This window comes from Paenibacillus sp. FSL R7-0163 (assembly GCF_037969975.1).
GTDB lineage: Bacteria > Bacillota > Bacilli > Paenibacillales > Paenibacillaceae > Paenibacillus_AQ > Paenibacillus_AQ odorifer.
The window spans coordinates 1,774,354-1,799,185 of sequence record NZ_CP150224.1; the positions used below are offsets into that span (position 1 = coordinate 1,774,354).

The 24,832-nt window shown below is 39.6% G+C and carries 28 protein-coding genes and 1 pseudogene; 21 read left to right on the plus strand and 8 right to left on the minus strand.

Going from position 1 to position 24,832, the window contains the following annotated elements:
* Positions 1-12: 12 nt before the first annotated feature.
* Positions 13-936: a ribose ABC transporter substrate-binding protein RbsB gene (gene rbsB / locus NST45_RS07810; protein ID WP_036688935.1), complete on the plus strand. Its 924-nt coding sequence runs from the start codon at positions 13-15 to the stop codon at positions 934-936.
* A 69-nt stretch (positions 937-1,005) separates the two neighbouring features.
* Here the strand turns inward: rbsB and NST45_RS07815 are convergent, their stop codons facing one another.
* Entirely contained in the window at positions 1,006-2,871 is a 1,866-nt protein-coding gene (locus NST45_RS07815; RefSeq protein ID WP_036688934.1) for an LTA synthase family protein, read from the minus strand.
* A gap of 206 nt (positions 2,872-3,077) precedes the next feature.
* Between NST45_RS07815 and NST45_RS07820 the strand changes: the two genes are divergently transcribed.
* The 3 genes from NST45_RS07820 to NST45_RS07830 all read left to right on the plus strand — a co-directional run bounded on the left by NST45_RS07820 (position 3,078) and on the right by NST45_RS07830 (position 5,438).
* A complete protein-coding gene (locus tag NST45_RS07820; protein WP_076213381.1) occupies positions 3,078-3,626 on the plus strand; it encodes a sigma-70 family RNA polymerase sigma factor in 549 nt (182 codons plus the stop codon).
* The gene (locus tag NST45_RS07825; RefSeq protein ID WP_076141064.1) at positions 3,616-4,908 is read left to right on the plus strand and encodes a DUF4179 domain-containing protein; all 1,293 of its coding nucleotides are present in this window, start codon (positions 3,616-3,618) and stop codon (positions 4,906-4,908) included. Before NST45_RS07820 ends, NST45_RS07825 begins: the two co-directional genes overlap by 11 nt.
* 68 nt (positions 4,909-4,976) lie before the next feature.
* Entirely contained in the window at positions 4,977-5,438 is a 462-nt protein-coding gene (locus tag NST45_RS07830) for a hypothetical protein (RefSeq protein ID WP_036688926.1), read from the plus strand.
* A 373-nt stretch (positions 5,439-5,811) separates the two neighbouring features.
* Here the strand turns inward: NST45_RS07830 and NST45_RS07835 are convergent, their stop codons facing one another.
* A complete protein-coding gene (locus tag NST45_RS07835; protein ID WP_143758660.1) occupies positions 5,812-6,066 on the minus strand; it encodes a hypothetical protein in 255 nt (84 codons plus the stop codon).
* 545 nt (positions 6,067-6,611) lie between these two features.
* Here NST45_RS07835 and NST45_RS07840 point away from each other — a divergent pair.
* The 3 genes from NST45_RS07840 (at position 6,612) to NST45_RS07850 (ending at position 8,338) form a co-directional block, all read left to right on the plus strand.
* Complete coding sequence (locus tag NST45_RS07840) at positions 6,612-7,127, plus strand: GNAT family N-acetyltransferase (RefSeq protein WP_076100209.1); 516 nt, start codon at positions 6,612-6,614, stop codon at positions 7,125-7,127.
* Between the two features lie 46 nt (positions 7,128-7,173).
* Positions 7,174-7,662: an LURP-one-related family protein gene (locus NST45_RS07845; protein ID WP_076100211.1), complete on the plus strand. Its 489-nt coding sequence runs from the start codon at positions 7,174-7,176 to the stop codon at positions 7,660-7,662.
* Positions 7,663-7,924: 262 nt separating this feature from the next.
* Positions 7,925-8,338: a transporter gene (locus NST45_RS07850; RefSeq protein WP_076100213.1), complete on the plus strand. Its 414-nt coding sequence runs from the start codon at positions 7,925-7,927 to the stop codon at positions 8,336-8,338.
* A gap of 209 nt (positions 8,339-8,547) precedes the next feature.
* Here NST45_RS07850 and NST45_RS07855 read toward each other — a convergent pair.
* Positions 8,548-8,935 (minus strand): annotated as a pseudogene (locus NST45_RS07855) (LysR family transcriptional regulator substrate-binding protein); the annotation flags it as partial.
* A 166-nt stretch (positions 8,936-9,101) separates the two neighbouring features.
* Between NST45_RS07855 and NST45_RS07860 the strand changes: the two are divergent.
* The 8 genes from NST45_RS07860 (at position 9,102) to NST45_RS07895 (ending at position 14,436) form a co-directional block, all read left to right on the plus strand.
* Complete coding sequence (locus tag NST45_RS07860) at positions 9,102-9,413, plus strand: antibiotic biosynthesis monooxygenase (RefSeq protein ID WP_076104988.1); 312 nt, start codon at positions 9,102-9,104, stop codon at positions 9,411-9,413.
* Between the two features lie 154 nt (positions 9,414-9,567).
* Entirely contained in the window at positions 9,568-10,041 is a 474-nt protein-coding gene (locus NST45_RS07865) for a GNAT family N-acetyltransferase (RefSeq protein WP_038572212.1), read from the plus strand.
* Positions 10,042-10,247: 206 nt separating this feature from the next.
* Entirely contained in the window at positions 10,248-10,688 is a 441-nt protein-coding gene (gene fabZ, locus NST45_RS07870) for a 3-hydroxyacyl-ACP dehydratase FabZ (RefSeq protein WP_038572210.1), read from the plus strand.
* Positions 10,685-11,284: a chorismate mutase gene (locus NST45_RS07875; RefSeq protein ID WP_036688907.1), complete on the plus strand. Its 600-nt coding sequence runs from the start codon at positions 10,685-10,687 to the stop codon at positions 11,282-11,284. Before fabZ ends, NST45_RS07875 begins: the two co-directional genes overlap by 4 nt.
* Positions 11,285-11,745: 461 nt before the next feature.
* Entirely contained in the window at positions 11,746-12,984 is a 1,239-nt protein-coding gene (locus NST45_RS07880) for an ATP-binding protein (RefSeq protein WP_038572208.1), read from the plus strand.
* Positions 12,985-13,106: 122 nt separating this feature from the next.
* Positions 13,107-13,760: a DUF421 domain-containing protein gene (locus tag NST45_RS07885; protein ID WP_038572205.1), complete on the plus strand. Its 654-nt coding sequence runs from the start codon at positions 13,107-13,109 to the stop codon at positions 13,758-13,760.
* Between the two features lie 93 nt (positions 13,761-13,853).
* Positions 13,854-14,123 (plus strand): hypothetical protein, encoded by a 270-nt coding sequence (locus NST45_RS07890; protein ID WP_036688898.1) that lies wholly within the window; start codon positions 13,854-13,856, stop codon positions 14,121-14,123.
* A 40-nt stretch (positions 14,124-14,163) separates the two neighbouring features.
* The gene (locus NST45_RS07895; RefSeq protein WP_305953604.1) at positions 14,164-14,436 is read left to right on the plus strand and encodes an N-acetyltransferase; all 273 of its coding nucleotides are present in this window, start codon (positions 14,164-14,166) and stop codon (positions 14,434-14,436) included.
* Positions 14,437-14,626: 190 nt separating this feature from the next.
* Here NST45_RS07895 and NST45_RS07900 read toward each other — a convergent pair whose 3' ends face one another.
* Together NST45_RS07900 and NST45_RS07905 are read right to left on the minus strand one after the other, a co-directional pair.
* Complete coding sequence (locus NST45_RS07900; protein WP_141118460.1) at positions 14,627-16,042, minus strand: MDR family MFS transporter; 1,416 nt, start codon at positions 16,040-16,042, stop codon at positions 14,627-14,629.
* A gap of 82 nt (positions 16,043-16,124) precedes the next feature.
* Positions 16,125-16,550 carry a MarR family transcriptional regulator gene (locus NST45_RS07905; RefSeq protein WP_036688893.1) on the minus strand — a complete coding sequence of 142 codons (426 nt, stop codon included), beginning with the start codon at positions 16,548-16,550 and terminating at the stop codon, positions 16,125-16,127.
* Between the two features lie 266 nt (positions 16,551-16,816).
* On the opposite strand from NST45_RS07905, the gene NST45_RS07910 reads away from it, so the two are divergent.
* The gene (locus NST45_RS07910) at positions 16,817-16,897 is read left to right on the plus strand and encodes a YjcZ family sporulation protein (RefSeq protein WP_232061537.1); all 81 of its coding nucleotides are present in this window, start codon (positions 16,817-16,819) and stop codon (positions 16,895-16,897) included.
* Positions 16,898-16,968: 71 nt separating this feature from the next.
* On the opposite strand, the gene NST45_RS07915 is transcribed toward NST45_RS07910, so the two are convergent.
* On the minus strand, positions 16,969-18,024 hold the full coding sequence (locus NST45_RS07915; protein WP_076104981.1) for an ankyrin repeat domain-containing protein: 1,056 nt from the start codon (positions 18,022-18,024) through the stop codon (positions 16,969-16,971).
* 293 nt (positions 18,025-18,317) lie between these two features.
* A complete protein-coding gene (locus tag NST45_RS07920; protein ID WP_036688887.1) occupies positions 18,318-19,208 on the minus strand; it encodes an AraC family transcriptional regulator in 891 nt (296 codons plus the stop codon).
* A 148-nt stretch (positions 19,209-19,356) separates the two neighbouring features.
* On the opposite strand from NST45_RS07920, the gene NST45_RS07925 reads away from it, so the two are divergent.
* The 3 genes from NST45_RS07925 to NST45_RS07935 are packed head-to-tail and all read left to right on the plus strand — an operon-like array spanning position 19,357 to position 21,274.
* Positions 19,357-20,262, plus strand: coding sequence for a DMT family transporter (locus tag NST45_RS07925; RefSeq protein WP_076141058.1), 906 nt, complete (start codon positions 19,357-19,359; stop codon positions 20,260-20,262).
* A gap of 35 nt (positions 20,263-20,297) precedes the next feature.
* A complete protein-coding gene (gene csaA, locus NST45_RS07930; protein WP_038572193.1) occupies positions 20,298-20,630 on the plus strand; it encodes a chaperone CsaA in 333 nt (110 codons plus the stop codon).
* 50 nt (positions 20,631-20,680) lie between these two features.
* Positions 20,681-21,274: a hydrolase gene (locus tag NST45_RS07935; protein WP_076141057.1), complete on the plus strand. Its 594-nt coding sequence runs from the start codon at positions 20,681-20,683 to the stop codon at positions 21,272-21,274.
* Positions 21,275-21,346: 72 nt separating this feature from the next.
* Here NST45_RS07935 and NST45_RS07940 read toward each other — a convergent pair whose 3' ends face one another.
* Entirely contained in the window at positions 21,347-22,159 is an 813-nt protein-coding gene (locus NST45_RS07940) for an undecaprenyl-diphosphate phosphatase (protein ID WP_036688882.1), read from the minus strand.
* 404 nt (positions 22,160-22,563) lie between these two features.
* On the opposite strand from NST45_RS07940, the gene NST45_RS07945 reads away from it, so the two are divergent.
* Positions 22,564-22,944 (plus strand): GNAT family N-acetyltransferase, encoded by a 381-nt coding sequence (locus tag NST45_RS07945; protein WP_249267676.1) that lies wholly within the window; start codon positions 22,564-22,566, stop codon positions 22,942-22,944.
* Between the two features lie 371 nt (positions 22,945-23,315).
* Positions 23,316-24,824 carry a hypothetical protein gene (locus tag NST45_RS07950; RefSeq protein WP_141118456.1) on the plus strand — a complete coding sequence of 503 codons (1,509 nt, stop codon included), beginning with the start codon at positions 23,316-23,318 and terminating at the stop codon, positions 24,822-24,824.
* Positions 24,825-24,832 lie beyond the last annotated feature (8 nt).

Below are 24,832 nucleotides of genomic sequence, written 5' to 3' on the forward strand. Positions count from 1 at the left end.
GGGGATTCCAACATGAAAAAGTTAACTTTGATTCTTACTTCCTTACTATTAATTCTCATGACAGGTTGTTCCTTGGAGCCTCCAGAGTGGGCTAAGCCTAGCAGTGGTGGAAGCATGGAGAATATGAAGATTGGATTATCCATATCTACTTTAAATAACCCCTTCTTTGTATCCGTTAAAGATGGTGTTTTGGCCGAGGCTAAGAAGCAAGGCTTGGAAGTCCTTGTCATTGATGCCCAAAATGATTCTGCTAAACAAAGTAATGACGTCGAAGATTTGATGCAAAAAGGTGTGAATGCGTTATTGATCAATCCTGTAGATTCATCAGCGATCTCGACGGTAGTGCAAACAGCTAACAGTTTAAATATTCCCGTCGTTACTTTGGACCGTTCCGCAGATCAAGGGGATATCAAAGCTCTTGTTGCCTCTGACAATGTAAAGGGTGGCTCTATGGCGGCAGAATATATTGTAGAGCAGCTTGGGAAAGGTGCAAAGGTCATCGAGCTAGAAGGATCCCCAGGAGCGTCAGCGACTCGGGAACGCGGTAAGGGATTCCATGAAATTGCGGACAGCCAGCTAGATGTCATTGCTAAGCAAACGGCTGATTTCGACCGTACGAAAGGCCTGACCGTTATGGAGAACCTTCTACAAGGAAATCCTGGTGTACAAGCAGTTTTCGCTCATAATGATGAAATGGCGCTAGGTGCCATTGAAGCCATTCAAAGTTCAGGCAAGAATATCCCTGTGATTGGTTTTGATGGAAATGAAGATGCACTTAAATCCATCGAAGCTGGTAAATTAACAGGAACCGTTGCTCAGCAGCCTGAATTAATTGGCCAGCTAGCCATTCAAGCCGCTAAGGATGTATTAGAAGGCAAAACCGTAGAAAAGCTGATTGCGGCACCGCTTAAACTAGTTGTTAAAGAGTCAAAATAATAACCATTATAGAAAGAGACTGCGCTCGCCGATTTGGCGAGCACAGTCTTTTTTGCTGTACATTGCAGCTTATTCTTCAATAACTCTATCCGGTAGCTGTGTAACATAGCTGTCTGACAAATGGAGCAGTTGTAAGGCACGCTCGAATTCGTCTTCTGTGGATTGCAGAGGTTGATCGCCGTTACCAGATAAAGTATAATGCTGGCCATCCTCGAAGCCACTGCCGGATAAGAAGAGCTCTTCGTTATTTACGAAAGATCCTGTAGGCAAATAATACCGTTGTGGAAGTAAGTTATATGTTGATTGATTCAAGAGATCTTGTCCGAAATGAATATGATCTGTAAGAGAGACACCCAATAAATTAGATACGGTAGGTAAAATATCCACTTGCCCGCCCAGCTGTTCTTTTACACTAGGTGTTGTAATCCCTGTCGCTGACATGATCAACGGAATATTAATCAATTCACGTTCCGAATATTCATGGCCGAGAATCTCTTCCAGTAGGAGATGATCATCCTCTTTTAGAGAGAAGATAGGCAGCCCACGATGATCCCCGTACAATACGATCAAGCTGTTATCCCACACTCCGTTTTGTTTGAGCTCATCAATAAAAAGTCCTAGCGCATAATCAGCATAATTCTGAGCCCGAATATAATCGCCAACAAGCGTTCCTTCGAATCGCACTGGAAGTGTCATTTTGTATTTATCCTCTGGGATGGAGAACGGGTTATGAGATGACATCGAAATTACATGGGAGTAGAAGGGCTGGTCATCCTGATCCATTCTTGCCAGCTCTGCAGCGGTTTTTTCATACAAAACTTCATCAGAAGCGCCATAAAATACTGTGTCTTCTTCCCCGAAGTAAGTTTTATCATAATAACGATTGAATCCCAAAGCACTATAAAGCTCACCACGGTTCCAAAAGTCGACTTCGTTCGTATGGAATGTTGCCGTATCGTAACCTTGTGCTTGCAGCAGCTTGGGTAAGCTTGGAAGCTCTTTAGGAGCGTACATTTGGGTAGCTGGACCATCAGGTGGTACATAAAAAGAAGTGTTTACAATAAACTCTGCGTCAGAAGTGTTGCCTTGTCCAACCTGCTGGTAGAAACGCGGGAAGTAGAAGCTGCTGGCCGCAAGCTTGTTCATATTTGGTGTGATTTCTTGTCCATCAATCTTTAGATTGATTAAGAAGTTCTGGAAAGACTCCATTTGCAGAATGATTAGATTTTTTCCTTTGGCGGCTCCAAATAAAACCGGGTTAGAGATCGCTTGAATTCCTTTGGTTTTATCAATAGTGGATTGCGTAATCTCAGAGACGTCAATTTGTTCTTCCTCTTGATCAGCTAGCAGAGAGTAGGCTTCATAATTAAGAATGCCCATTTGCTCCGCTTTAATCGTTTCGTTCATACTGGCACGGTTTGGAAAAATATTCATTGCACAAATGATGATGGAAATACAGAACAGGACTGCCACCGCTTTACGGTTACTTTTGCGCGACATGGCTTTTTTCCAATCCAGTGCTTTCTGTTTTCTAAACATCACCAAGCTGATGACAATGATATCCACAAAGATAAGCATATATTGAGGACGAAGGACCGAAAATATACTTTTCTTTACGGCTCCCACTTGTTTGACCTGATCTAATACTTGCGAAGTAGCAATGATGCCAAAATGATTATGATATACAATTAATGAGAAAAATAGAGTAGTAATCAACACATTGACAAGCATGTAAATTGCAATTTTTCGTTTCGTAGCGAACCATTCAATCAAGCAAAAGACTAGAAGTACAAAAGGGATTTCTTTAAGCCAAGTGGTCCAAGTAGGGCCATCTTCAAATAGAAAATACCAGGCAAAATAGCTTTTTACAAGCATAATGAGAGAGAAGAATAGCAGGGATCTTTTACTGAGGGTACGAGGTTCTTTAAACGGCATTGCTTATGCCCATCCTTTTCTTTTTAGATTAGTTCATTCTATTACATTGAAGCGTTTAAAATCAACTAGATTTGGGTATGTCTGAGTGAAATTTTCCTGAATATTACAGTTTAGGTGGATTGAATAGTTCGCGATATATAAAAATTTTTTATGAAGATGAACTTTTTACAGTGCTCCTGACTCATATAGGGGAGAGAGGTGAAGGCATGGATGTTATGCGATTGGTGAAAAAAGCCAAAAAAGGAAATAAAGAAGTTTTGCTGCAATTAATTATGTCTGAAAAAGATGTTTTTTATAGGCTTGCGTACAGCTATATGGGAAATGCGCAAGATGCAATGGATGCCATGGAGGAAATGATAGTTACGTTATACGAGAAGATTGATCAACTTAAGAAAGAGGAGTCTTTTTACAGCTGGAGTAAAACGATTTTGGTAAATGGCTGCAAAAGGCAGCTTCATAAGCGAAGCAAACTGGTGTTATTAGAGGATTGGAGCTCCAATGATAAGATGGAAAGCGTCCATGTTGCACCAGGCGATCCTTATCATAAAAGTGAACAGCAAATGGATATGCAGACGTTATTGTTACATGTGAACGAGCAGCAAAGAGAAGCAATTCAATTAAAGTATTTTCATGATCTCGATTATCAAACGATAGCTGACATTACACAGGTCTCGATCGGAACTGTTAAATCAAGAATCTACAATGGATTACAAACGCTAAAAAATCATTACAGAGGTGATGTTGATGAACGATAACGTCGAACAACGATTAGTGGATGAGAAGAGGAATTTAGAGTCCATAACTGCACCTGTGGGTTTAGAAATGAGATTAAGAAATGCTTTAGACTCGGCACCCCCAAAAAGAATAAAAAGAAAAAGCTCCCCCCTCTGGAAGATTGCAGTCGTCATCTTATTAGTGATAGTGGTTTCTGGAAACAGCTATAATGCCTTCGCTTATTATGGAAAAAAGTTATTTGGTTTTGATGAGGTGTTAGAGGGAACTTTGCAACAACTCAATGAACAAGGAATGGGACAAAGCATAGACAAAAAGACGACGTTAGCAGATGGCACAGAACTTACGATTAACGGAATTATGGCTGATGCCAATCAATTTATTGTGTATTATACGTTAATCAATCCTAAGGGACTAGAGGAGACGGGAGATCATTTTAGTCCTTCTAAAATAGAAGGGTTTCTCACGAATTCTAACATAAGAAGTGGCGTATCTTTAATCAACGACGAACATACAGAAATAAAAGGCACGATGACATTTGATAGCGTAAACCCATTTTCGAAAAAACTATCACTTCGTTACTGGGAACCTCTACAGAAAGGGCAGATGAGTGAAGGGAGCATAACGTTTTCTTATAATCCAAATCAAGCGATGGGGACTCAGATCAAGCAATCGATTAATAAAAAGGTCAAAGCCGACAGAGGATCAATTACCTTCAAGTCGATCACGGCCACACCAACCATGACTGTGATTAAAGGGAGTATGAATGTCGAGAATTTCGATCGAATAAGATTAGGGCTAGAAGGCATTCAATTAATTGCCAATGGAAAGCCTGTAGAAATATTAGGTAGTAGCAATAAAACCTCGCTGGGTGGGAGATCATTTGATATTCGTTATGACACCTTGCCAAAAGAACTACATTCATTGCAGCTGGTTGTTAAAGAGTTTGTTGGATATCAGAAGCTGGAAGAGAAGTATCCTCTAAATGCTGATAGTAATGAGCCGATTCTACTGGGGGATAAAGAATTATGGATTAAGGATGTGTCCAATACCGCTCAAGGGATTGAAGTAACTATTGCTACAGATGAGGATGTAATGCTGGATGGTGTGTCTATAGAAAATGCTGGCGAAAACACGGCTTTAAAAACAACAATTAATCAAAAAGAGTCAGAACAAACGAACGGTAAACTCATGAAGGAACGCACCTTATTATTTGATACACAAACGAAACCTGAAAATATTCTGATAGAAGGAATACATTATATGAAGGAATATAACAAGGTGATTGAGATTCCAGTGGATTAAAAAGAGGTGCCATATCCATAATTTATGAAATATAGTAAGCTATAATAGTCTGAGAAAGTGAGGGGGTTATGGAAAATATAGGAGCTTATAAAGTGAGTCGTCCATCGTTAATGTCGCTTCTGTTTTCTATGATTTTTTCAAGTAGCATACTACTGTTAAATGCCAGAAATAATATGGAGTATAAAGTATTACTTTATTTTGGTTATATATGGTTGACCTTCTGTCTGATTGTTGTAATCATATTGCTCTATAGGATCATTACGATTAGAAAGTTCATTGAGGTTCGGATTCTTCCAGACTCTATACTAGTAGATAACAAAGAAATTCAAGCGAAAAAAATTGAGAATATTTATGTAAAGGGCTATTTCATACCCGTAATAGGCATTAAACCTGTAGATCACAAATTTCCTCCCTATAGATTATGTTTTAGTTTTCTTGACGAAGAATACAAGGGAATGAAAGAACTAACCGCATGGGCCGAACATAATCAGATTAAACTATCTAAAAAAAGATTTATGAGATGGCTTTAACCGGGCTCTGACCAGTCCACCATACCGCGCTATATGCGCACTGCGGAGAGGATGGGTGTCCCAAAAGCCGAAAATGGCTACTGGGGCACCTCATTTTTTTTGCTCCATCATCGAACCCCAAAACGTCGCTCGTTTCCTCTATCTGCGAATCCAGAAACGTCGTTCGCTTCCTCCATCCGCAAATCCAGAAACGTCGTTTGCTGCTATCACCGATTTCCCAAACCTCGCGCACATTCTCCATCATCGAACACTCTAATTTTGTCACCTCCGCTATCCCCCAAAAACTACTCTTTCTTCGATCACATTTGCGCACCCGGAAGTGGCTAACGGACTCAGATGACCCTTAGACGCGTCATATCCCACTTTTGGAATCCTAACGGACCGCATAGTCGCTATTGGCCTGAAAAACACCCCAAATGATGCCTTTTCGACGGAATAACTGCGCTGGAGTCCGAAACCTTGCTCCAAAGCCGAAATATTCGCAAATAACGTCATCTGGGTCCGAAAAGCAACCGTCATCCATCATCGAATCCCCAAACGTCGTTCGCTTCCTCCATCCGCGATTTCTCATACTTCGTTTGTTACCGCTATCACCGATTTCCCAAACCTCGCTCACATTCTCCATCATTCAACCCCAAACCTCGCTCACATTCTTCATCACCGAATCCTCAAATTTTGTTCTCTTCCGCTATCACACTCCCAAGCCACACTTTCTTCGATCACATTTGCGCGTCCGGAAGCATCTATCGGACTCAGATGACCCTTAGACGCGTCATATCCCACTTTTGGAATTCTAACGGACCGCATAGTCGCTATTGGCCTGAAAAACACCCCGAAAGCAGCCTTTTCAGGGGAATAACTGCACTGGAGTCCGAACCCTTGCTCCAAAGCCGAAATATTCGCAAATAACGTCATCTGGGTCTGAAAGTAACCGCCATCCATCATCGAACCCCAAAAACCTCGTTCGCTTCCACTTTTGGAGTCCTGACTGCCGCATAGAGACTGATTACGCCAATACGCTAATAGGTGGGATGAATGGAAAACACTTAGTTTTTGTTGCAAATACAACAATTATGGTATACTATTTTCCTGTCACATCTGCATAACACCATATAAATAGAGCTCAAAATAAGAGTTTATTTGTAAATTGATATTTTAAAAGGAGAAAACACAATGGCTATAAATATAAAAAAGTGCACGTTCGAAGATTTAGGTTCACTTCAAGGAATTAGTGTTGAAACATTTAATGAGACATTTAGTAATCAGAATTCACCTGAAAATATGAAAGCCTACTTGGATAGAGCATTTAACTTAAAGCAATTAGAAAAAGAATTGTCGGATAGCTCATCAGAATTCTATTTTATTTATTTTAATGAAGAAATAGCCGGGTATTTAAAGGTTAACACCGATGATGCTCAATCTGAAGTAATGGGCAATGATTCGCTTGAAATCGAGAGGATTTATATTAGGAAAAAATTTCATAAACAGGGGCTTGGGCAATATCTAATATATAAAGCTATAGAAATAGCGATACAATGTAATAAAGAGAAGATTTGGCTGGGGGTTTGGGAAAAAAATAAGAACGCCATTAGCTTTTATGAAAAAATGAAGTTTGTTCATACAGGAACTCATTCTTTTTATATGGGTGATGAGGAACAAATAGACTTTATTATGACAAAACAACTATAACATTTCTCTAAAATGATGTTAACTAAGGAGCGATAGGAGGCTTAGAATGAAGCAACTTTATATAAAACAAAAGGTATTCAGTCTAAGTGGTAAATTCACGGTAAAGAATCAGCAGGAGCAAGATGTCTATTACGTAGAGGGCAGTTTTATGCAAATTCCCAAGACTTTCTCTATTATGAATACAACAAGAGAAGAAGTCGCACTAATTACGAAAAAGGTGTTCAGTTTTTTACCAAAGTTTTTTGTTGAAGTAGATGGTCGAGAGGTGTTAACGATTAAGAAGGAGTTTTCTTTCTTTAAAGCACGTTATACGATTGATGCGGCTGACATTGAGGTACATGGTAACTGGTGGGACATGGATTTTCAGGTTTTACAGCATGGTGTAGTCATCGGTAAAGTGAACAAGGAGTGGTTCACTTGGGGTGATAGCTATAAGGTTCAAATATTGAATGATGAGATGGAGACGCTCATGATTGCGTTCGTTGTCGCTATTGATTGTGTGAAGGCTGACCAAGCATCTGCATCTCATCAGTGACGATTTAACATTAAAGCTGAAAACTTAACAAGGTGACGTGGACGGAATTAATTCAGCAGGTGCTGATGAGTGTAATTGGCTTAGTTTATTTATGATGCGTTGAACCGTAGTATAAGTAGGAGCAAGTTTAGTTTTTTGATATTGCCTATGTTAGATCTTATTGTTGATTTTCATTTTTTGGAAAAACGCCCATTGCGCCCAAGCGCCCTTTCCACGAATGCATATGATGATTATGCCTACTCATTGAAAGGAGCGATCACATATGGGATTTTTTCCAACACCGGGAGCCGGCGGAGGATTTCCAGGATTCCCGGGCGGACCTGGCGGACCTGGCATACCGGGAGGACCCGGAGGACCTGGAGGACCCGGGGGACCAGGGTTTCCGGGAACCCCCGGACAATTTCCGGGGGGTGCACCAGGAGGCGTTCAAGCGCCGACGGCTCCTCCACCGCAATTCGTGCCGCAAATGTCGACTACCACATTTGCCATTGATCCCGGCGGGATCAGACGCTGCCTGTTCCGCAACACATACATTTGGCTGAACAACGGCGAGCAATTTTGGTTCTTTCCAGTATTCGTCGGGCGTAATTCTATTGCAGGGTTCAGATGGAACGGTTTTTTCTGGTCGTACTTTGGTATTGATTTGAATCGGATCGCTTCGTTCACGTGCTTCTAAAGCAGACAGCGATAGAGAACAGCCAGCAGGCTGTTCTCTATGTTGTACAAATTATCGTGTCCCGGGAGTTGTGAATTACGCAAAAGATAGATAGTAAAGAATCGTTTCCCCTGACGCTAACGTCAATGCTGGATAAAAAAAAGGACCACTCTGCGAAGGATAACCTTAAAGCTTGCCGTTACAGACAGCGCGTTGAGTCATATCATTAATCACGGTAATGCGGAGGGTTGGGCACGTTGGGTGATCCATTCTGTTATGAATTCAATTAGTTTTTTTGCCGCTGGAGAGGCATTTTTAATGGAGGCGGCTGCAATGCCAATAGAACGATAATGCTCTCCTTCTAATGGGCGATAACATACATTGTCGGGGAGATGTGACAGAATCATTTCGGGGAGTATACTTACTAGGCAGATTTACAAATCCCAAGTCAGCGGTTCCATCGGCAATCCATTCTTCTATTTCAGAGTAGTTACCATCAAGTAGTTTTATTTCAATATGTGGAAACTGATTTTGAAATTGTTTAATGATTTGGGGCATCCATTGGATCGATACACTAGAGAAAGTACCTATTTTCACAGTGCCAATCTCAACTACCTTACTGAAAATCTGATATTTTAAAAGATTCATAATGATTTCTCTCCTCAATAATATATGAAAAAAATTCATTAAACTAATAATTAATATTCATTATTTTTATCTTAATTATAATAGTATAATCTGTTTTATATAAAAACATCTACGATTAAAGGGGAGTTTGAGCGGAATGGTTCATGAATCAAACGGATCTTATTATGCAGTCATATTTTCAAGTCAACGTACGGAGGGGGATAACGGATATAACATTATGGCTGAAAAAATGGAGCAGCTTGCGTCCGGGCAACCAGGGTTTTTAGGAGTGGAAAGTGTCCGGAATTCTTCAGGAGCGGGTATTACGATTTCTTATTGGGAGAGCTTAGAGGCGATTAGTAACTGGAAACAGCATCAATCTCACAAAGTTGCTCAGGAGAAAGGTAAGAAAGAATGGTACCAAAATTACAAAGTAAAAATTTGTAAAGTTGAAAGAGAGTATTCTTGAGTGGTAACATATCACTGCAAAGTAATTGGGAATCAATCCATTGAAGCGTACAACAACAATCATTTTATTTCAAAAGGATGCGAAGAAACTTATCCGAGAAAATAGAAGATTCCGTTACTAATTAGATAAAATATAGATATGGGATGATTATTAAATGAACTATCAAATTAAAAGGGCGACCCTTGAAGAAAAAGAAATCCTCAACAACCTAATGCAATTTTATATGTATGATTTCTCCGAGTATATGGATTTGCACCTTGAAGAAAACGGAAAATTTAATGATTATCCTCTCAACGATTACTGGACAGAAGCCTCGAATTTCCCATATCTGTTAACTCTGAATGAGAAAAATGCTGGATTCGTTTTAGTCAAATTAAAAAATAGAGATGATGATTTATACTTTTCCATTGCAGAGTTTTTTATTATAAAAAAGTATCGGAGAGTAGGATTAGGTAGACTAGTTGCAAAAGATATTTTTAATTTACATAAGGGGCAATGGGAAGTTTATCAAAAAGATAATAATGAGCCCGCACAACGCTTTTGGAAAAAGGTAATAGAGGAATACACTGGCGGAAAATTCACTGAACGAATTGAAGCAGGGAGAAAGACACAGGTGTTTGTTAATTGAGTTTGAATCTTAAGCTAACAGGATACAGTAGATCAATAAAAAGCGGCAGTCGTGGACTTTATTTACTAGTTCAGGGCTGCCGTTGTTTTTTAGGTTCTCCAGAAGTGATGTTATAAGCCAGTTGCTTTGGTATTTTTGAGTAGTACAAAATCTCTTCTGGTGTTAAAATTACCCAAAAAGTATTTTAGGAGGCTAAGACGGGAATTATGCTAAATATACAGCAGATTGTAGAACTTATTCCTCATCGGTATCCGTTTATTTTAGTGGACAGAATTATAGAGTTGGAGGAGAACAAGAGAGCAGTAGGTATAAAAAAAGTATCCATTAATGAACCGTTTTTTAGCGGCCATTTTCCTGAGCATCCTGTAATGCCAGGTGTTTTAATTGTGGAGGCATTAGCCCAGGTAGGAGGAATCACAATGTGCAAAAACGAAAAGCTGATGGGCAAGATAGGGTTATTAGTTGGCATTGATAATGCCCGTTTTAAGCGCCAAGTAACGCCTGGGGATCAGCTTCTTCTCGAATTCGAAGTCAATCGGATGAAAGGTGAGATTGTAAAAGGCAAAGGCATCGCAACAGTAAATAGTGAGCTGGTATGTGAAGCTGAGATTTCTTTTGCATTTGTGCAAAAAGGAGGTTCAAAATGAAAAGGATGCCGTTTGTACGACCAACTGAACATTACGATCTGCAAATTAAGGATATCGACGAGCAAATATGTGCATTGATCAAGCAACGAAAGGAAATCTCGAATAATAATCCAGGATTCCCACCGTTTGAATCTATCTCTAAATGGGCAGAAAATTATGAGCTCTATGAGGATTTTTTGAAAGCGGTATTTGGGACATTGCTAAGTGAAGAGCATTTTAAACCGATGGTTGAGCCAATTGATTTTAGAAAACATATTGCAGTTCTTAAATCAATTGAGAAAGATGAATTATTTTATACACTGACCTCTATACGTCAATACAGTAATGCTAGTGTGGTCACCCTTAATATAGATTGGGACATGACAACTGAGCTTCCAGCAAATTCTCATAGCCATAGCTTTTTCGAGCTGTTTATAGGAGAAGAATATGATAGTCGAATGACGAATGGCGGAAGTTCAACCGGACAAGCTTCTTATAATTACGTGATTTCTCCACCGCTTTCTGACGATCCTTCTGGCGTTACATTAGAGTTCAGGAAATATGGTAAACCCTTCAAGAACAATGAGACAGGAGATCAAATTGTTTTTAGGCTGTAGTACTTATTTATTCATCGGAAAATATTGCTTATAGCTGTCTCCATTGCTATGATCAAAAGTGGAGATCCGAGCGAAGTTAAATTAGGCGCCGCTCCATATCACAGTTAACGGATTTTTAGTGAAATAAAAACCGGCCATCCTGAGGGGATGGCTGTTTTCTGTGTAAAACAAATTCAATGATTCATTTCCAGCCATAAAAACTACGAAGGTACAGTTTATAATGTGGATATTCAGGAATACGAAAATTGATGACCCCATACAGACTTCAGATGTCTGTATTTTTTTGCTAATTGTGGTTCTATAGTATGATTTTTTGGGATTATTTGAAAAATGGTTGAGAAATACTTAGTGTATAGTCAATACTGTGACTTATAATGTTAGCTTAGGTAATGATCTAAAACCCTTAATATAACCTTGAATATATTCATTTACGCAGCAAAAGGCTGAAAGGAAGTCATCTCTTGTTTGAAACCCTACTTTTGAATTTTTTGTTTTTGCTTTTTCCAGTATTAACATTTCTGATATTTTTTGAGAATCGGGCCTATTCCTACAATAGATTGATTCTCGTTTTTATGTCAGCAGTGACCATGAGTCTCTGTATCGCTAAACCTATCAGACTAGAAATTGGCTATATTTTTGATTTAAGGTACATTCCGTTTATTATTGTGGCACTCTTTGGAGGATATAGGAATGTTTTTCCTCTATATATTATTTTGAATGCGTACAGATTCTATGTGGGTGGAGATGGCGTATTTTATTCGTTTCTATTTGCGACGGCGATTCTGATTTTGGTGCCGTTATATAAAAACAGATTTTTAAAATTACCATCGAAAGGTCGTGTGATTGCGGCAAATCTGATTGCTTTGCTAATTATGGGGGTTTATCTGTTTATTTTAGGTTTGGTTCAGGATTCTTTAGACAGGCAATTTTGGATTCTTTCATTAAATGCTTTGACGACTCATGTTGGGGTGATGAGTGTCATTATGATTTTGATTGAAAAAATTATATCTAATATTAAAAATCGGGAACGGATTGTCCAATCGGAAAGATTAAATGTCGTCAGCGAGCTAGCGGCAAGTGTATCCCATGAAATCAGAAATCCACTTACAGTGACTAGTGGTTTTTTGCAGCTATTAAATAAATCTAAAACAATGACGCCAGAGGAAAAGGGATTTGTAGAGTTGTCTTTACAAGAGCTACAGCGAGCAGAAAAAATTGTAAGTGATTATCTCTCCTTTGCCAAGCCACAATCTGAAAACATGGTTTACTCCAATATGAAGGCAGAATCAGAATATACTAAAAATATCATAATGCCTTATGCCACCATGCACAAAGTAGATGTTCAATTCAATTTTAATAATTCCTTAAATAAAAATTATGACCGGAACCAGATTCAGCAGTGTCTAATTAATTTATATAAAAACGGTATAGAAGCGATGAAGGAAACCGATGGCGGAACGCTATTTATCGATATATTTGAAAAAAAGCAAAATATTATGATCAGTATCAAAGATAACGGAGTCGGCATGACTAAAGATGAAATATCGCGACTCGGTAAACCGTATTATTCTACTAAAGCAGAAGGGACGGGGCTGGGTATGCTTATGGTCTACAGTACCGTCGATAAAGTGAAAGGAAATATTGAAGTCGATAGTGAAAAAGGCAAAGGGACAACATTCCTTATAACCATCCCAACATAGGCAAGTTGCAGAGAGTATCTTTTGCTGTTTATACCCCACTAGGAGTGTGTAATACCTTTCATGAATGGATTTCGTGTAAAAAGGGCAACGTGCCTGCGCGAGTCCCATCTGGAGGTGCAGCAGTGGAGATATTTGTAACTATAGGCGTCAAATTGGTCATCAGCTTTTTTGGTTTGTGGATCATTACCTTTATTACCGGCCGCAAGACGCTTAGTCAATTGACACCACTTGATTTTCTGTCTTCATTGATTTTAAGTGAAATTGTCGGCAATACGATATATGATGATGAGGTGAAGATCTGGCATCTGCTGTTTGCTCTTTTTATTTGGACCGCATTATCTTATCTGTTCGAAAAGGTGACTACCCATTTTGTGAAATTCGGGAACATGGCGGAAGGCCGGACAGTGCTGCTAATTGACGATGGCATAGTGAATCAGGATTTGTTGGAGAAATATGATATTGAGTATACCCAACTGCTGTTCATGCTGAGGCAACAAAATATCTTTTCCCTAAGTGAAGTACGGTATGCTCTGCTCGAAACGAACGGTTCTCTATCGGTAATGCGCAAGTCTGAAGATGAGCAATCTTCTGCTTTTTCCGTTACAGTTATTGATAAAGGCAGGGTACTGGAAGAGTCTATGCGTGGCAGAGCGATGAACAAGGAGCAGATTAAGGAACGCGTCAGAGAGCAGGGCTATAATTGCATTGAGGATATTGCCTATGCTGAATATAAAGAAGACGGAACGCTCTATATCCTTCCCAAAAACAAACCATAAATCCACATGATGAGACGCTGGAGCCGGGAGGCTCAAGTGTCTTTTTTCAAATCAGGAGTGCCTAGTGAATAATAAATCTTAATGGAGGTAAGGATGATTAGTTTAGGATTATGGATCTTAACCGCTCTAATTGTGCTAGTTGTTGTAATGTTTCACGCAGGAGCATTATTAGATTTTATCCGGCCTAGTGTCCTACAAACTCAGCTTTTTGGTCTTCACATTACATTGTTTGGAGTAGTTGTGATATTAGCCTATGAGGGTGGCCGCGGGATAGGCGTTTTTATTGGATTAATTGGGCTGTTTACGGGTATCTTGGGCTCTTTTAGAGATTCCTCTAAATCGGAGGATAAAAAGAATATCTGACAGCTTATATATTTACTAACTTTCGGAGGGGTATAACTTTATGGAGATTTCTATATGTAAAGCAGACGCGAGTGACGCAGCGTTTATTCATGAAATGCAAGTCAAAGCCTTTATGCCATTGCTGGAGAAATATAAAGATTATGAAACCAGCCCAGCCAATGAATCTGTGGAACAAATAAGGGATCGAATTAATCAGTCTTTTGCAGATTATTACATGATTAAGAGTTTTGATATTGTTGTGGGTGGTGTCCGCATCGTTAAAAAGGAAAATAAAACTTATCGGGTCAGTATCAAAGAAATGGGAGCTGGATAGTATTATACAAGAGCAAAGGAATTGCTATTTATATGAAAAGTTAGGGTATAGAAGCACGGGGGAAACCAAAAAAATAAATGACAACTTAATATTAGTTTTTTATGAAAAACATATGAGTTAAAGCCTTAGGATTATACTTGAAAAAAAAGACAGCGGGCAGTTCATGTCCACTGTCTTTTTAACATACAAATCAATACACTCGAATACGCTTCACAAATAACGATATAATCAATCCTATACCTGCAATTGCTGCGATAAATAAGTAAGCATGTGTAATTCCAGCGGTTAATATTTCAGGCTGTGCAGCGGTTGGATGTGTGTTTGCGAATCGTGTTTGTCCACTAGACATTAGCGTAACAGCGAACGTTGTACCAAGAGCACCTGCAATTTGCTGAAGTGTACTCATAACAGCAGCCCCATCCGGATAGTATTTCACAGGTAATTGATTTAACCCATTGGTTTGAGCGGGCATAATGACCATTGCTAATCCGATAAACATTGCGCAGTGTATTAAAATAAAGGTTAGGCTACTGGTTTCAGTTGAGTTTCTTGTAAATAGAAAACCAGCAATGGTTGTGATGGAAAATCCAAGCGGCAGCAATAATTTCGGACCGTATTTATCGAATACTCTACCCGTAACTGGAGCCATAGCCCCGTTAATAACACTGCCTGGAAGAAGTAGAGAACCAGCCATTGTGGCCGATAACAACAAACCTCCTTTTAAATATAAAGGTAATAAAATTGCAGAAGATAAAATGATCATCATTCCTAAAAAGAGCATTATAAGACCTATCGTAAACATGGGATATTTAAATACCCGTAAATTCAACATTGGGGTTTCCAATTTAAATTGCCGTAATACAAACAAGATTAAGCTGATGAAACCAATAATAAGAGGCAACAAAACAATGATTTCACTCAAAGAATGATCAGCAAAGTTACTAAAACCAAAGACGATTCCACCAAATCCAAGCGTAGAAAGCAAGATGGATAAAATATCTATTTTAGGTTTTGTGATGTTGGCTACATTTTTGATGAATGTTAATCCGAAACCTAATGTAAATAACAATAAAGGTAAGCTTATCCAAAAGATATACTCCCAGCCAAAATGATCTACAATTAAACCAGATAGAGTAGGTCCAAGGGCCGGTGCACACATAATAACGAGCCCCATCATTCCCATGACAGTTCCGCGTTTATGTGCAGGGAAAATAATAAGAATAATATTGGTCATTAATGGAAGCAATAAGCCTGTCCCTAAGGCTTGCACTAAACGTGCAATTAATAATGAGCTGAAATTAGGGGAGAGGGCAGCAATTAAAGTACCGATAATAGAAAATAGCAAGGAAGCTGTGAATAATTGTCTAGTGGTAAACCATTGCATTAATAGGGCGGATATTGGAACGAGGATTCCTAATACAAGTAAATATCCTGTGGTTAGCCATTGAACCGTTGAGGCGTTGATTGAAAATTCATCCATTAAATTTGTAAAAGCCATGTTTAAGGCGGTTTCACTAAATAGCCCGACGAATGCACCTAGCATAAGCGAGAAGGCCATAAGGGCGGGACGTTTAACTTGAACAGTTGATGTTGATTCCATGATTATGATGAACCTCTTTTCAGAATTGTGATTCGGATTATTTATGCTGGATAGATGATATATCAACTATGAGGAGGAGAGAAATGCTCTAAGCACCTCTTACATTATCCTGCACACGAGTTAACAAAGTCTTAAGTGTTGAGTAATCTGAAGCAGATAATCCTGACTCGATAATTTCGTTTAAATTGACCGTCACCTCATTTATAGTATTCTCTAATTTCCGTCCTTCTTCTGTTACATATACATTTACCGCTCGGCGATCTTGCGCACTTGTTACTTTGCGTATGTAACCTTTGCTCTCTAAGCTGGCGATCATTCTGGCAACACTGGCTTTGTCCTTACCAAGATTAGCAGCAATCTCGTTCTGAGATAGACCTTCTTTCTCAAGCATCAGAGCCATAAGTAGATGCTGTTCAGGTGCAAGTCGAAAAGGAGCAAGTAACTTTGTTAAATAATTTGCTATTTCTAAATGCAAATCTCGAATGACCAAACCTAAAGGTTCTCTTGAATCCATATGATCTCTCCTAATTGAAGAATAGATGATATATCAACGTTATTGATTTGTCTATATTAGCATAAAGTTATGGATGCTTGTCAAGTTAAAGAAAATGAATAGAATCATAGAATTAAATACAAGCGGTAAAGTTGTTTAATGCCCAATCACTTGATGATACATAGTCATATGCTGTTGTGAAATTAAAATAAAATAATTAGGGAGGGATTTAAATGGGGTATAACTGTGTTGGGGGCGTTCAAGAACAAAAAAAGGCTCCAGTTTGTATTAATCCTTGGACATCAACGGGTACGATTCTTGTGCTTTACATTCTCCTCGTCATTATCCTTAAAACTTGTTGGATCTAGAATTTATGTAAATTGACGCCCCGAAGTTTTTTTCTTCGGGGCGTTTCTTTGTTTTCTTTAGCAGGATAGACTTAACGGGAATAATCGGGTTGTGTCATAGAAATGGGCTGAGGATTGGCAAGTACCCATTGCACCGCCAGCTCGCATAATCTGGCTGGTTGCTCATTGCCAGCAATGTTGCGGAACCGCTTGGCGAGTGCAGCTGCCTCTTGAAGAAGGGCGGGCGTTAAAGGCGTGCCCGTGCTAAAATGCCGTATCAGTGCATCCAGCATTTTACGGTAATCGGCATCCCAGTTTCCTCCGCCATTATTAAGTATTTCATGAGACACCCGCCCTGTGATGCGGATAACCTCACCCTGCACCGTTGTCGCATGTCCTGAAGCAGGGACAAGAAAATCCCACAGCTCTTGGTGCTGTGCGGGCCATGCGGCTGCCGTTACCTTGATGGGAGAAATTCCGTCATGTCTCTCCAGTTTCGCTATAGGCTCGACATCAAATTGCCGGTACAGCTCCAGGAGAGCATTTGCAGTTTCATCCAGTCGATCTTTATTGTAATTTGTTCTGACGAATTCAAAATCCTTGCCGATACGCCGCACGGATTCCTTCATCTCCGGCGTAATTGCTGCACCTGCATCCAGCATAATTCGCGAGATTTCTGCCATGTGAACTATATCGATATTCCGGCATTGTAATAATCCTTTGGCGAGAGGTGTGTTTTTTCGCTTATTTTCTGCATGGACATTTGCACCGCGTTCCACCAGATCCCGCACTACTTTTGTTTTGTAAGAAGCTGCTGCTGAGTGCAGCGGTGTCTCATTCTGGTAATCCAGAGCTTCCATATCTGCACCTAGCTCAAGGAGTAAGGGGACATTTCCGGACCAGGTTGCAGCCTGAGCATGAAGAGGGGTACGCTTATAGTTGTCGGCAGCGTTGATGTCAGCACCCTGCTCCACAAGCCAGGAAACCATTTCATCCGGTATTTGCCGGAAGCTGAGGGCGGTACCTTTGCTGTAACCCCCACGGGCATCCCATTCGCATAGCTCAAATACCTCTTTTAAGGCAGATATATCATTCGTTTTAACCAGCTCGGCAAAATTGGCGGGTAATGTTTTTTTCTTTTTGCCCATCTCATTTTTCCGCTCCTTTATTAATAGATAAATAGCAGATAACTTCTTGCAAGTTTATCATATAGGAGAATTGAACACTAATTCATGCAGGACGAAAAGGTTGAAGATATAAACGTAACTTTATTGGAAAAGAGTGGAATATCGTTTATATGTCGATTTCGAATCATAGACTAATAGAAAATAAAAACATTAAGCTTGTGTCTTGGAAATATATTCGAGATTTACGAAGGACATCGAAATTACGCTAACACTAGGCAGTCAGACAAAGCGATCGACTCTGCTTTTGTTGTTTTTTAAGTTCGTTCATTTCTAATTTTTCTGAACTCCTTAGGAGTTATGTTTAAGTGTTTTTTAAAAGACTGGATAAAGTGATTGGCGTTATTGAAACCAACTCGCTGTGCGATTTCAGTTATCGTGTAGTCAGTTGCTATTAACAAATCACAGCTTTTATTAATGCGATATTTAATTAAGTAGAAATACGGAGTCATAAGGATACCTTTCTTAAAACCTCGAGTGCACTCCGATACACTTAGATGTGCTGTGTCTGCTATTTCCTTCAATGTCAAATTATTAGAATAGTTTTTGTGAATAAAACTAAGCATTAATTGTAGTCTCTCTTGCTGGAGTCTGTTATATTTAGACGATTCCTCAGAGGATAGAGAAAAATTTGATATAAGGATTAACCATAACTGGACAGTTTTGATAGAAACTTCGTACTCCCATCCCCATTTTTTTTTCGATTCAAATTCTTTTTTCATATCCCAAAGAATTTGTAGGATTTGATTATGCCAGTCCTTATCTCCTTTGATTTCTAAACTTAACAAGAATGAATTGGTATACGGAAGTACATACTTTTTTTCCATTGCACTTTCAGAATAAAAAGCGAGTAACTTCTCTGGGAAGTTAAAACTAACATATTCACCCTCTTGGTTAAGGTACGTAACAATATGAAGTACGCTCTTATTAATAAAGATGGCCTGACCTGCTTCTAAATCATAATTGATTCCGTTGACTTGTATGGTTAGTTTCCCTTTGGTCACTAAAGTAATTTGTAGTTCTTGGTGCCAATGTAGATCGTTAACCCCTCTGCCATTAGGAATAGATTCATAATTGGTATGAGTGTACATGATGTATGGAAATGCATCATCAGGAAATTGAATGGCTTCGTGCAATTGCTTTTTCAAAGTGCTTATTCTCCTTATTTGACGATATTTCTATATAAATTAAAGATATAGTTGCACAATATAGACCCTGACGGTGATATTATTATATCCAGCCTAGACTTATCATACAATTCTGTGCACAGGGATTGTCACACATTTTGGAGGAACTATGGTTAGTTCAAATAAACCGCCTATACTATTTCATCCGTTTATTCTGTTATTTATCAGTATTTTGTCCGTTTCTATCTCTTCAATCATGATTAAACTATCAGATACACCTACTTCAGTGGCCGGGATGTATAGATTGTTTATTTCTGTAATCATCATGCTCTGTTTTACATCTGGGAAAATGGCTCGTTCTGCTGAGATGAATAAAAAAGATTGGGCCATCGTTGTTTTATCCGGCCTATTTCTAGGGTTACACTTTTTATTCTGGATGGAATCATTGGTCTATACTTCAGTTGCAAGCTCCATGGTGATCTTATCGTTACAGCCGCTATTTGTTATGATGGGGTCTTACTTTTTATTCAAAGAACATGTTAACCTGCTAACCGTTTTTTGCCTGATTGTTGCTCTTTTAGGTTCGATTGTTATTGCATGGGGAGACATATGGGTTTCGAAAGATGCACTAATCGGCGATGCTTTATCGTTAATTGGCACATTCTGCGCTTCAGTCTATCTGTTGGCCGGGCAAAAAGTAAGCGGCAAAATCAATGCAAATATATACAGCATTTTCGTCTTTTTTATTGGTGGTACTGTTATGCTCGTGTACAATTTGATAGATAATGTCTCATTAATTAATTATGCTTCATCAGATTGGATTTATTTTTTGCTTCTTGCAATAATTCCAACTATTTTTGGTCAATACATCTTTAACCTTTTGTTAAAGTCGATTGGAGCAACTACTGTCTCGGTTGGGATTATTGGTGAGCCTGTTCTTGCCATTGTCCTTGCATACCTATTATTAGGGGAAACTATGTCATTATTCCAGCTTTTAGGCGGCATAATAACCTTACTCGGTATGGGAATGTATTTTTGGTCGAAATCTTTAAAGTACAACATTCAAAATAAGTAAATGAGTAGTCGGAAATATGTATAGGGGGATGGAAAATGGTAACTATTGATGATTTTTTGAAACTTGATGTTCGTGTTGGAACGATTATTAAAGCGGAGTTTTTTGCAAAAGCAAAAATACCTGCGATTAAACTCCAAATTGATTTTGGACCAGATATCGGAAGCAAAACATCAAGTGCACAGATTACTAAACGATATAGGCCTGAAGAGATTGTAGGGCAACAAATCATTGGGGTAGTTAACTTCCCTGCTCGAAATATAGCGGGTTTCCTATCAGAAGTATTAGTTCTTGGAGGAATACCGGATAAAGGGGATGTGGTTCTCTTGAAGCCAGATATTAAATTACCTAATGGGACACCTATTGGGTAATATAGGGTAATTGTAGTATACAAAAATTGATAGTAATCGGAGAGAAGACCATGGAAGAATTAACAAGCTTAGTATCTGAAAGTATTGAGGCAAGTAAAACGGCGCTAGTCGTGATCGACCTGCAACAAGGAATTGTCCTCAGTCCAAAGCAGGGGCCGCATACAAGTGCTCAGGTGGTTGAGAATGCCTGCAAATTAGCTCAATCCTTTACGGAGAAAGGAGGATTTGTTGTTCTAGTGAGGGTGTCATGGCTAGATGGGCAAGATATGCTTAAACCTAAAACTGATTTACAAATGAATTCTGTCACCTATCCAGAAGGTTGGGACAACATCGTGCCAGAATTAGCGAATATCAAAAATGCACATCTGATTTCCAAACGTCAGTGGGGGGCATTTTTCGGTACAGATCTTGATTTGCAGTTACGGCGCCGCGGAATAGATACGATCGTATTATGTGGTATTTCTACCTCGATTGGTGTGGATACTACTGCTAGAGAAGCTTATCAGCTTGGTTATCATCAAGTTTTAGTAGAAGACGCTATGACCGCGATGACTAAAGAAGAGCATGATTATGTATGCAAAACTATCTTCCCTCGTATAGGTAAGATCCGGTCGAGCGATGAAGTAATATCCATGTTGAAATAGTATGAAAAAAACCTCAGGCTTTCTCTGTAATCTCAGAGATTGTCATGAGGTTTTTTGCTTGAAATTATGTGCTTACATAAAGATGAGGAGAAGTATCCCAGCTAAGAAGCAGTAATAAGAGAAATACTTCAAATTACCTTTAGCCATAATCCCCATAAACCAGCGCATGGAGAAATAAGTAACGATAAGTGTAGTAATAAATGCAATCAAGTATGGAATTGCTAGCTGCGAGCGGTTAGGATCGTGGGCAATATCAGATGCGCCCATAACAAGTCCGCCCAAACTGACAGGAATATAAAGCATAAAAGAAAAGCGTAAAGCAGTTTCTTGCTTCATTCCCACAGCGATGGAAGAGATGACAGTTGCACCAGAGCGGCTTATCCCAGGAATAAGGGCGACTGCTTGGGCAAGTCCGACTATAACTGCATCCTTCGCTTTTAAGTCACCATCTTGTTTACGGCCGCGAAGGTTACGGATCAACCATAAAGCTACCCCCGTAACCAGCAAGGCGATGGATACGGTATGAACTGACGAGAAGATATCCTCAATCTGATCCTTGAAGAGTAAAGCAACGATTACCGCAGGCAAGGTACCGATGATGATGTACAAAGAGAACAGGAAATCTGACTTATATTCCTCTTTGCGGGTCAGAATAAATTGAACGAATCCAGTGATCAATCTTCCGATATCTTTACGGAAAATAAAACAAATCGCGATTAGTGAAGCCGTATTTGTTAAGATTTCAAATGATAGCCCATTTTGTTTTAAGCCTAGCAATTTCTGTGCGATGATCAAATGGCCGCTCGAAGAGACGGGGATTGGCTCAGTTGCCCCTTGAACAAACCCTAGAAACAAGTATTTAAGCCACAGTATAATATCTTCCATTTTACCTCCCAGTATTTTTGTAATCTTTTCAATCATATCGTATTCAATAAAGAAATGACAATAGAACCATCGTGCCATATTCAATTGGACGAGTTATACTAATTCGTAAGACTATTAAATGAGGTGGAACTATTTGTAGTACATTACTAAAAATTCAGAAGCATGATATTCCGAGAGCAGCCAGTGTTCTGGCCGAAGCATTTGCTAAAAATGATCCTTTATATCAGCATATCTTGCCTGATGAATCAACCAGATTACGCGTGTTGAATATTTTTTTTCATCGTTACATTGAGATGTTGTATCCATATTCGGATTTACTAACGACTTCTACTAACTTTGAAGCAGTGGCTTTAGTGTTCCATTTGGAGCGTCAGACAGGGACATTGATTTCGAACGTCAGGTATATGAAACAGATAGTCCTTGCGATCATCAAGTCATTACCGATCTGCCGAATCATTGGGGTGCGAGGATTTATACGTGGTTTATCTATTTTGCGTAGTATGAGTTCTTTATGGTTATCAATGTTTGGGGATCAGAAGGTTAAACATTTGGATATGCTTGCAGTGCAAGAACAATATCGAGGCCAAGGATATGTATCAAAAATCATGACACCGCTGCTCGCGGAATGTCGTGTGAACAATACATTATGCACGTTAGAGACACAGACGCCGAGCAACTTGCCCATTTATGAGCATTATCATTTCCGTACGGTTAAAGTCATTCCTCTACCTAATAGCCCACTTGAGCAGTATTGTATGGCGTTTACGCAAGGAGTTGCTGAGTAGTTAATAAAAAAGGGCCGTCTCATTCAGCCAATTCATGGTTTTTGGGGCAGCCTTTTTTTGCTTAGTCCATAAGGGTTAATGAAGCTTCAAGAGAAAAATCAGGGGATTTCTCCCTGTAATTCTGCGATCTTTTGTCATCCGGCTAGAATCTATTATTTTGTTTAACAAAAATAGCATAAGCTTCGAAGGATTGTTATAATAGAAACATATATTCCCGTGTTTCAGAACCCTATACAGGATGTATAGGGGTTTTATTTCTTTTAGTGAGGGTGATCGAGAATAAGTATGGCGTTGTCCGTACAGGGAGAAGAGGACCGGAGAGTTCCGCAGGAAATTTTAAATTATGAAGTGATGGCGAGGTTAGCAGAAAGATGAATTGGTCGGATTTTGGCGAACGAAACAAACGATTGAATCCCCTGTGGAATTTGGGGGCTGGCATGAACCTTGGCGAAATCCAACCTTACAAAGAAATGGTATCTTTAAGCGTTCTGCTGCAAGTCTATTATCTGGAGTTAGAATCGAATGAGAGAAGATCCAAAGAGGATATTATAGAACTTACTTGGACTGCACTGGAACGTTTTAATATCGCCAATCTTGGGACTACCGAATCCGTAGAGCGTCTCGTGGACGGTTTATTGTGGAGCGGGAATGGTGGAGATTTCGAATCCTTTTTCTATGATGATGTGACCCGGCAAATGTCCGTGCAGAAATATAAGTATTTCACGGTGGACGAGGATGCGACCCGCAGCAGTTGGGAAGAGAATGGAAGAACCATCTATCGTCTCTCCGAATATGCAATGGAGCTTATTTTTATGAGCCATGAGATTATTGATGAATTTCAGATCAGCATCAAACTGCTCGAGATTCAAATGCATATTAAACATGGGCGCGTAACTCGGGCTCTTCAGGATGTTAATGAACTGATCTCCCGTGTCCGTAAGATGACCCAGCAACAGCAAGAATACCGCAATGCGTTACGCCGCAATCCGAAGCATATTTTTAGTGAATTCGGAGTGGCTCGGCATCAGCGACTCGAAGAGATTCATCATCAGTTCGAGGAGGAACGCAAACATTTTGATAGTATTCACCGTTCTCTGGCCAGGCTGGCCAATGATGAGAAAGACGTAATCGACTTCAATGAGATCCGTATTCTCTCTGAACGAGTCGAGCTTTCTAGGCGTGTACACGATGAGCTGGCTGAGGTAGTGTTGAATATTTTTGAGATGGAGACCAATTTAAGATTGAACTTTCCTGAATTATTCTGGGGAGCAGCCGGGTTTAACTTCCGTACTCACGTATGGGAGGAATGGGTGAAAGAAGAGGGTCTGCCAAGTGGTGACAGTCTTGAACTGCTGCTCAGCGGATTATTCGCTCCGAATCAGGACTTCGTTTATCCGCTTCCTTGGGCTTGGGAGGAACAAGAGGTAGGGTTTATCCCTGACTTAGTGATGGATGATTTCGAAGATGAGGTGGACGCAGAGCCTGTTCAATATATTCCTAAAGGTATCCCATGGGCAAAAGTAGTGGATCTGTGGAAGCCGGTTTTTACTGCCTTGGCTGAGCAGGGAAGCTTTACCTTTACTGCAGACGCTTTTTCCGCCGAAGAACTGACAGGGTGGGCAAACACACCGGATGCTGTTGATCTGTGGGTGCAGTTTTTTCATACAGATTTTTTAGTGCAGGAACAGGCACCAGAAGGTGGTAGCGGCGTTTCTGATGAATGCCAACAGCTAATCCAATATGTGCTTGCAGAAGATCTTCTGTTGGAGAGTTTACGCGGCAAAACGCTGCGGACGAGCATTGCTCCAGAACCAGCCTCAAGGGTACGGTGTCCTGGTCTGGATATGAGTCCATATATGATTACGATTGTGGAGAGGTGAGAAGTTAC

What these genes read in the sequence shown, in the direction of transcription:
- NST45_RS07850 (WP_076100213.1), top strand. Translation starts at nt 7,925, where the DNA reads ATGGGATTTTTTCCAACACCGGGAGCCGGCGGAGGATTTCCAGGATTC.
- NST45_RS07935 (WP_076141057.1), top strand. Translation starts at nt 20,681, where the DNA reads ATGGAAGAATTAACAAGCTTAGTATCTGAAAGTATTGAGGCAAGTAAA.
- NST45_RS07915 (WP_076104981.1), bottom strand. Translation starts at nt 18,024, where the DNA reads ATGGGCAAAAAGAAAAAAACATTACCCGCCAATTTTGCCGAGCTGGTT.
- NST45_RS07835 (WP_143758660.1), bottom strand. Translation starts at nt 6,066, where the DNA reads ATGATGGAGAATGTGAGCGAGGTTTGGGAAATCGGTGATAGCGGTAAC.
- NST45_RS07845 (WP_076100211.1), top strand. Translation starts at nt 7,174, where the DNA reads ATGAAGCAACTTTATATAAAACAAAAGGTATTCAGTCTAAGTGGTAAA.
- csaA (WP_038572193.1), top strand. Translation starts at nt 20,298, where the DNA reads ATGGTAACTATTGATGATTTTTTGAAACTTGATGTTCGTGTTGGAACG.
- NST45_RS07925 (WP_076141058.1), top strand. Translation starts at nt 19,357, where the DNA reads ATGGTTAGTTCAAATAAACCGCCTATACTATTTCATCCGTTTATTCTG.
- NST45_RS07815 (WP_036688934.1), bottom strand. Translation starts at nt 2,871, where the DNA reads ATGCCGTTTAAAGAACCTCGTACCCTCAGTAAAAGATCCCTGCTATTC.
- NST45_RS07895 (WP_305953604.1), top strand. Translation starts at nt 14,164, where the DNA reads ATGGAGATTTCTATATGTAAAGCAGACGCGAGTGACGCAGCGTTTATT.
- NST45_RS07840 (WP_076100209.1), top strand. Translation starts at nt 6,612, where the DNA reads ATGGCTATAAATATAAAAAAGTGCACGTTCGAAGATTTAGGTTCACTT.
- NST45_RS07875 (WP_036688907.1), top strand. Translation starts at nt 10,685, where the DNA reads ATGAAAAGGATGCCGTTTGTACGACCAACTGAACATTACGATCTGCAA.
- NST45_RS07890 (WP_036688898.1), top strand. Translation starts at nt 13,854, where the DNA reads ATGATTAGTTTAGGATTATGGATCTTAACCGCTCTAATTGTGCTAGTT.
- NST45_RS07950 (WP_141118456.1), top strand. Translation starts at nt 23,316, where the DNA reads ATGAATTGGTCGGATTTTGGCGAACGAAACAAACGATTGAATCCCCTG.
- NST45_RS07860 (WP_076104988.1), top strand. Translation starts at nt 9,102, where the DNA reads ATGGTTCATGAATCAAACGGATCTTATTATGCAGTCATATTTTCAAGT.
- NST45_RS07825 (WP_076141064.1), top strand. Translation starts at nt 3,616, where the DNA reads ATGAACGATAACGTCGAACAACGATTAGTGGATGAGAAGAGGAATTTA.
- NST45_RS07905 (WP_036688893.1), bottom strand. Translation starts at nt 16,550, where the DNA reads ATGGATTCAAGAGAACCTTTAGGTTTGGTCATTCGAGATTTGCATTTA.
- rbsB (WP_036688935.1), top strand. Translation starts at nt 13, where the DNA reads ATGAAAAAGTTAACTTTGATTCTTACTTCCTTACTATTAATTCTCATG.
- NST45_RS07820 (WP_076213381.1), top strand. Translation starts at nt 3,078, where the DNA reads ATGGATGTTATGCGATTGGTGAAAAAAGCCAAAAAAGGAAATAAAGAA.
- NST45_RS07830 (WP_036688926.1), top strand. Translation starts at nt 4,977, where the DNA reads ATGGAAAATATAGGAGCTTATAAAGTGAGTCGTCCATCGTTAATGTCG.
- fabZ (WP_038572210.1), top strand. Translation starts at nt 10,248, where the DNA reads ATGCTAAATATACAGCAGATTGTAGAACTTATTCCTCATCGGTATCCG.
- NST45_RS07945 (WP_249267676.1), top strand. Translation starts at nt 22,564, where the DNA reads ATGAAACAGATAGTCCTTGCGATCATCAAGTCATTACCGATCTGCCGA.
- NST45_RS07865 (WP_038572212.1), top strand. Translation starts at nt 9,568, where the DNA reads ATGAACTATCAAATTAAAAGGGCGACCCTTGAAGAAAAAGAAATCCTC.
- NST45_RS07940 (WP_036688882.1), bottom strand. Translation starts at nt 22,159, where the DNA reads ATGGAAGATATTATACTGTGGCTTAAATACTTGTTTCTAGGGTTTGTT.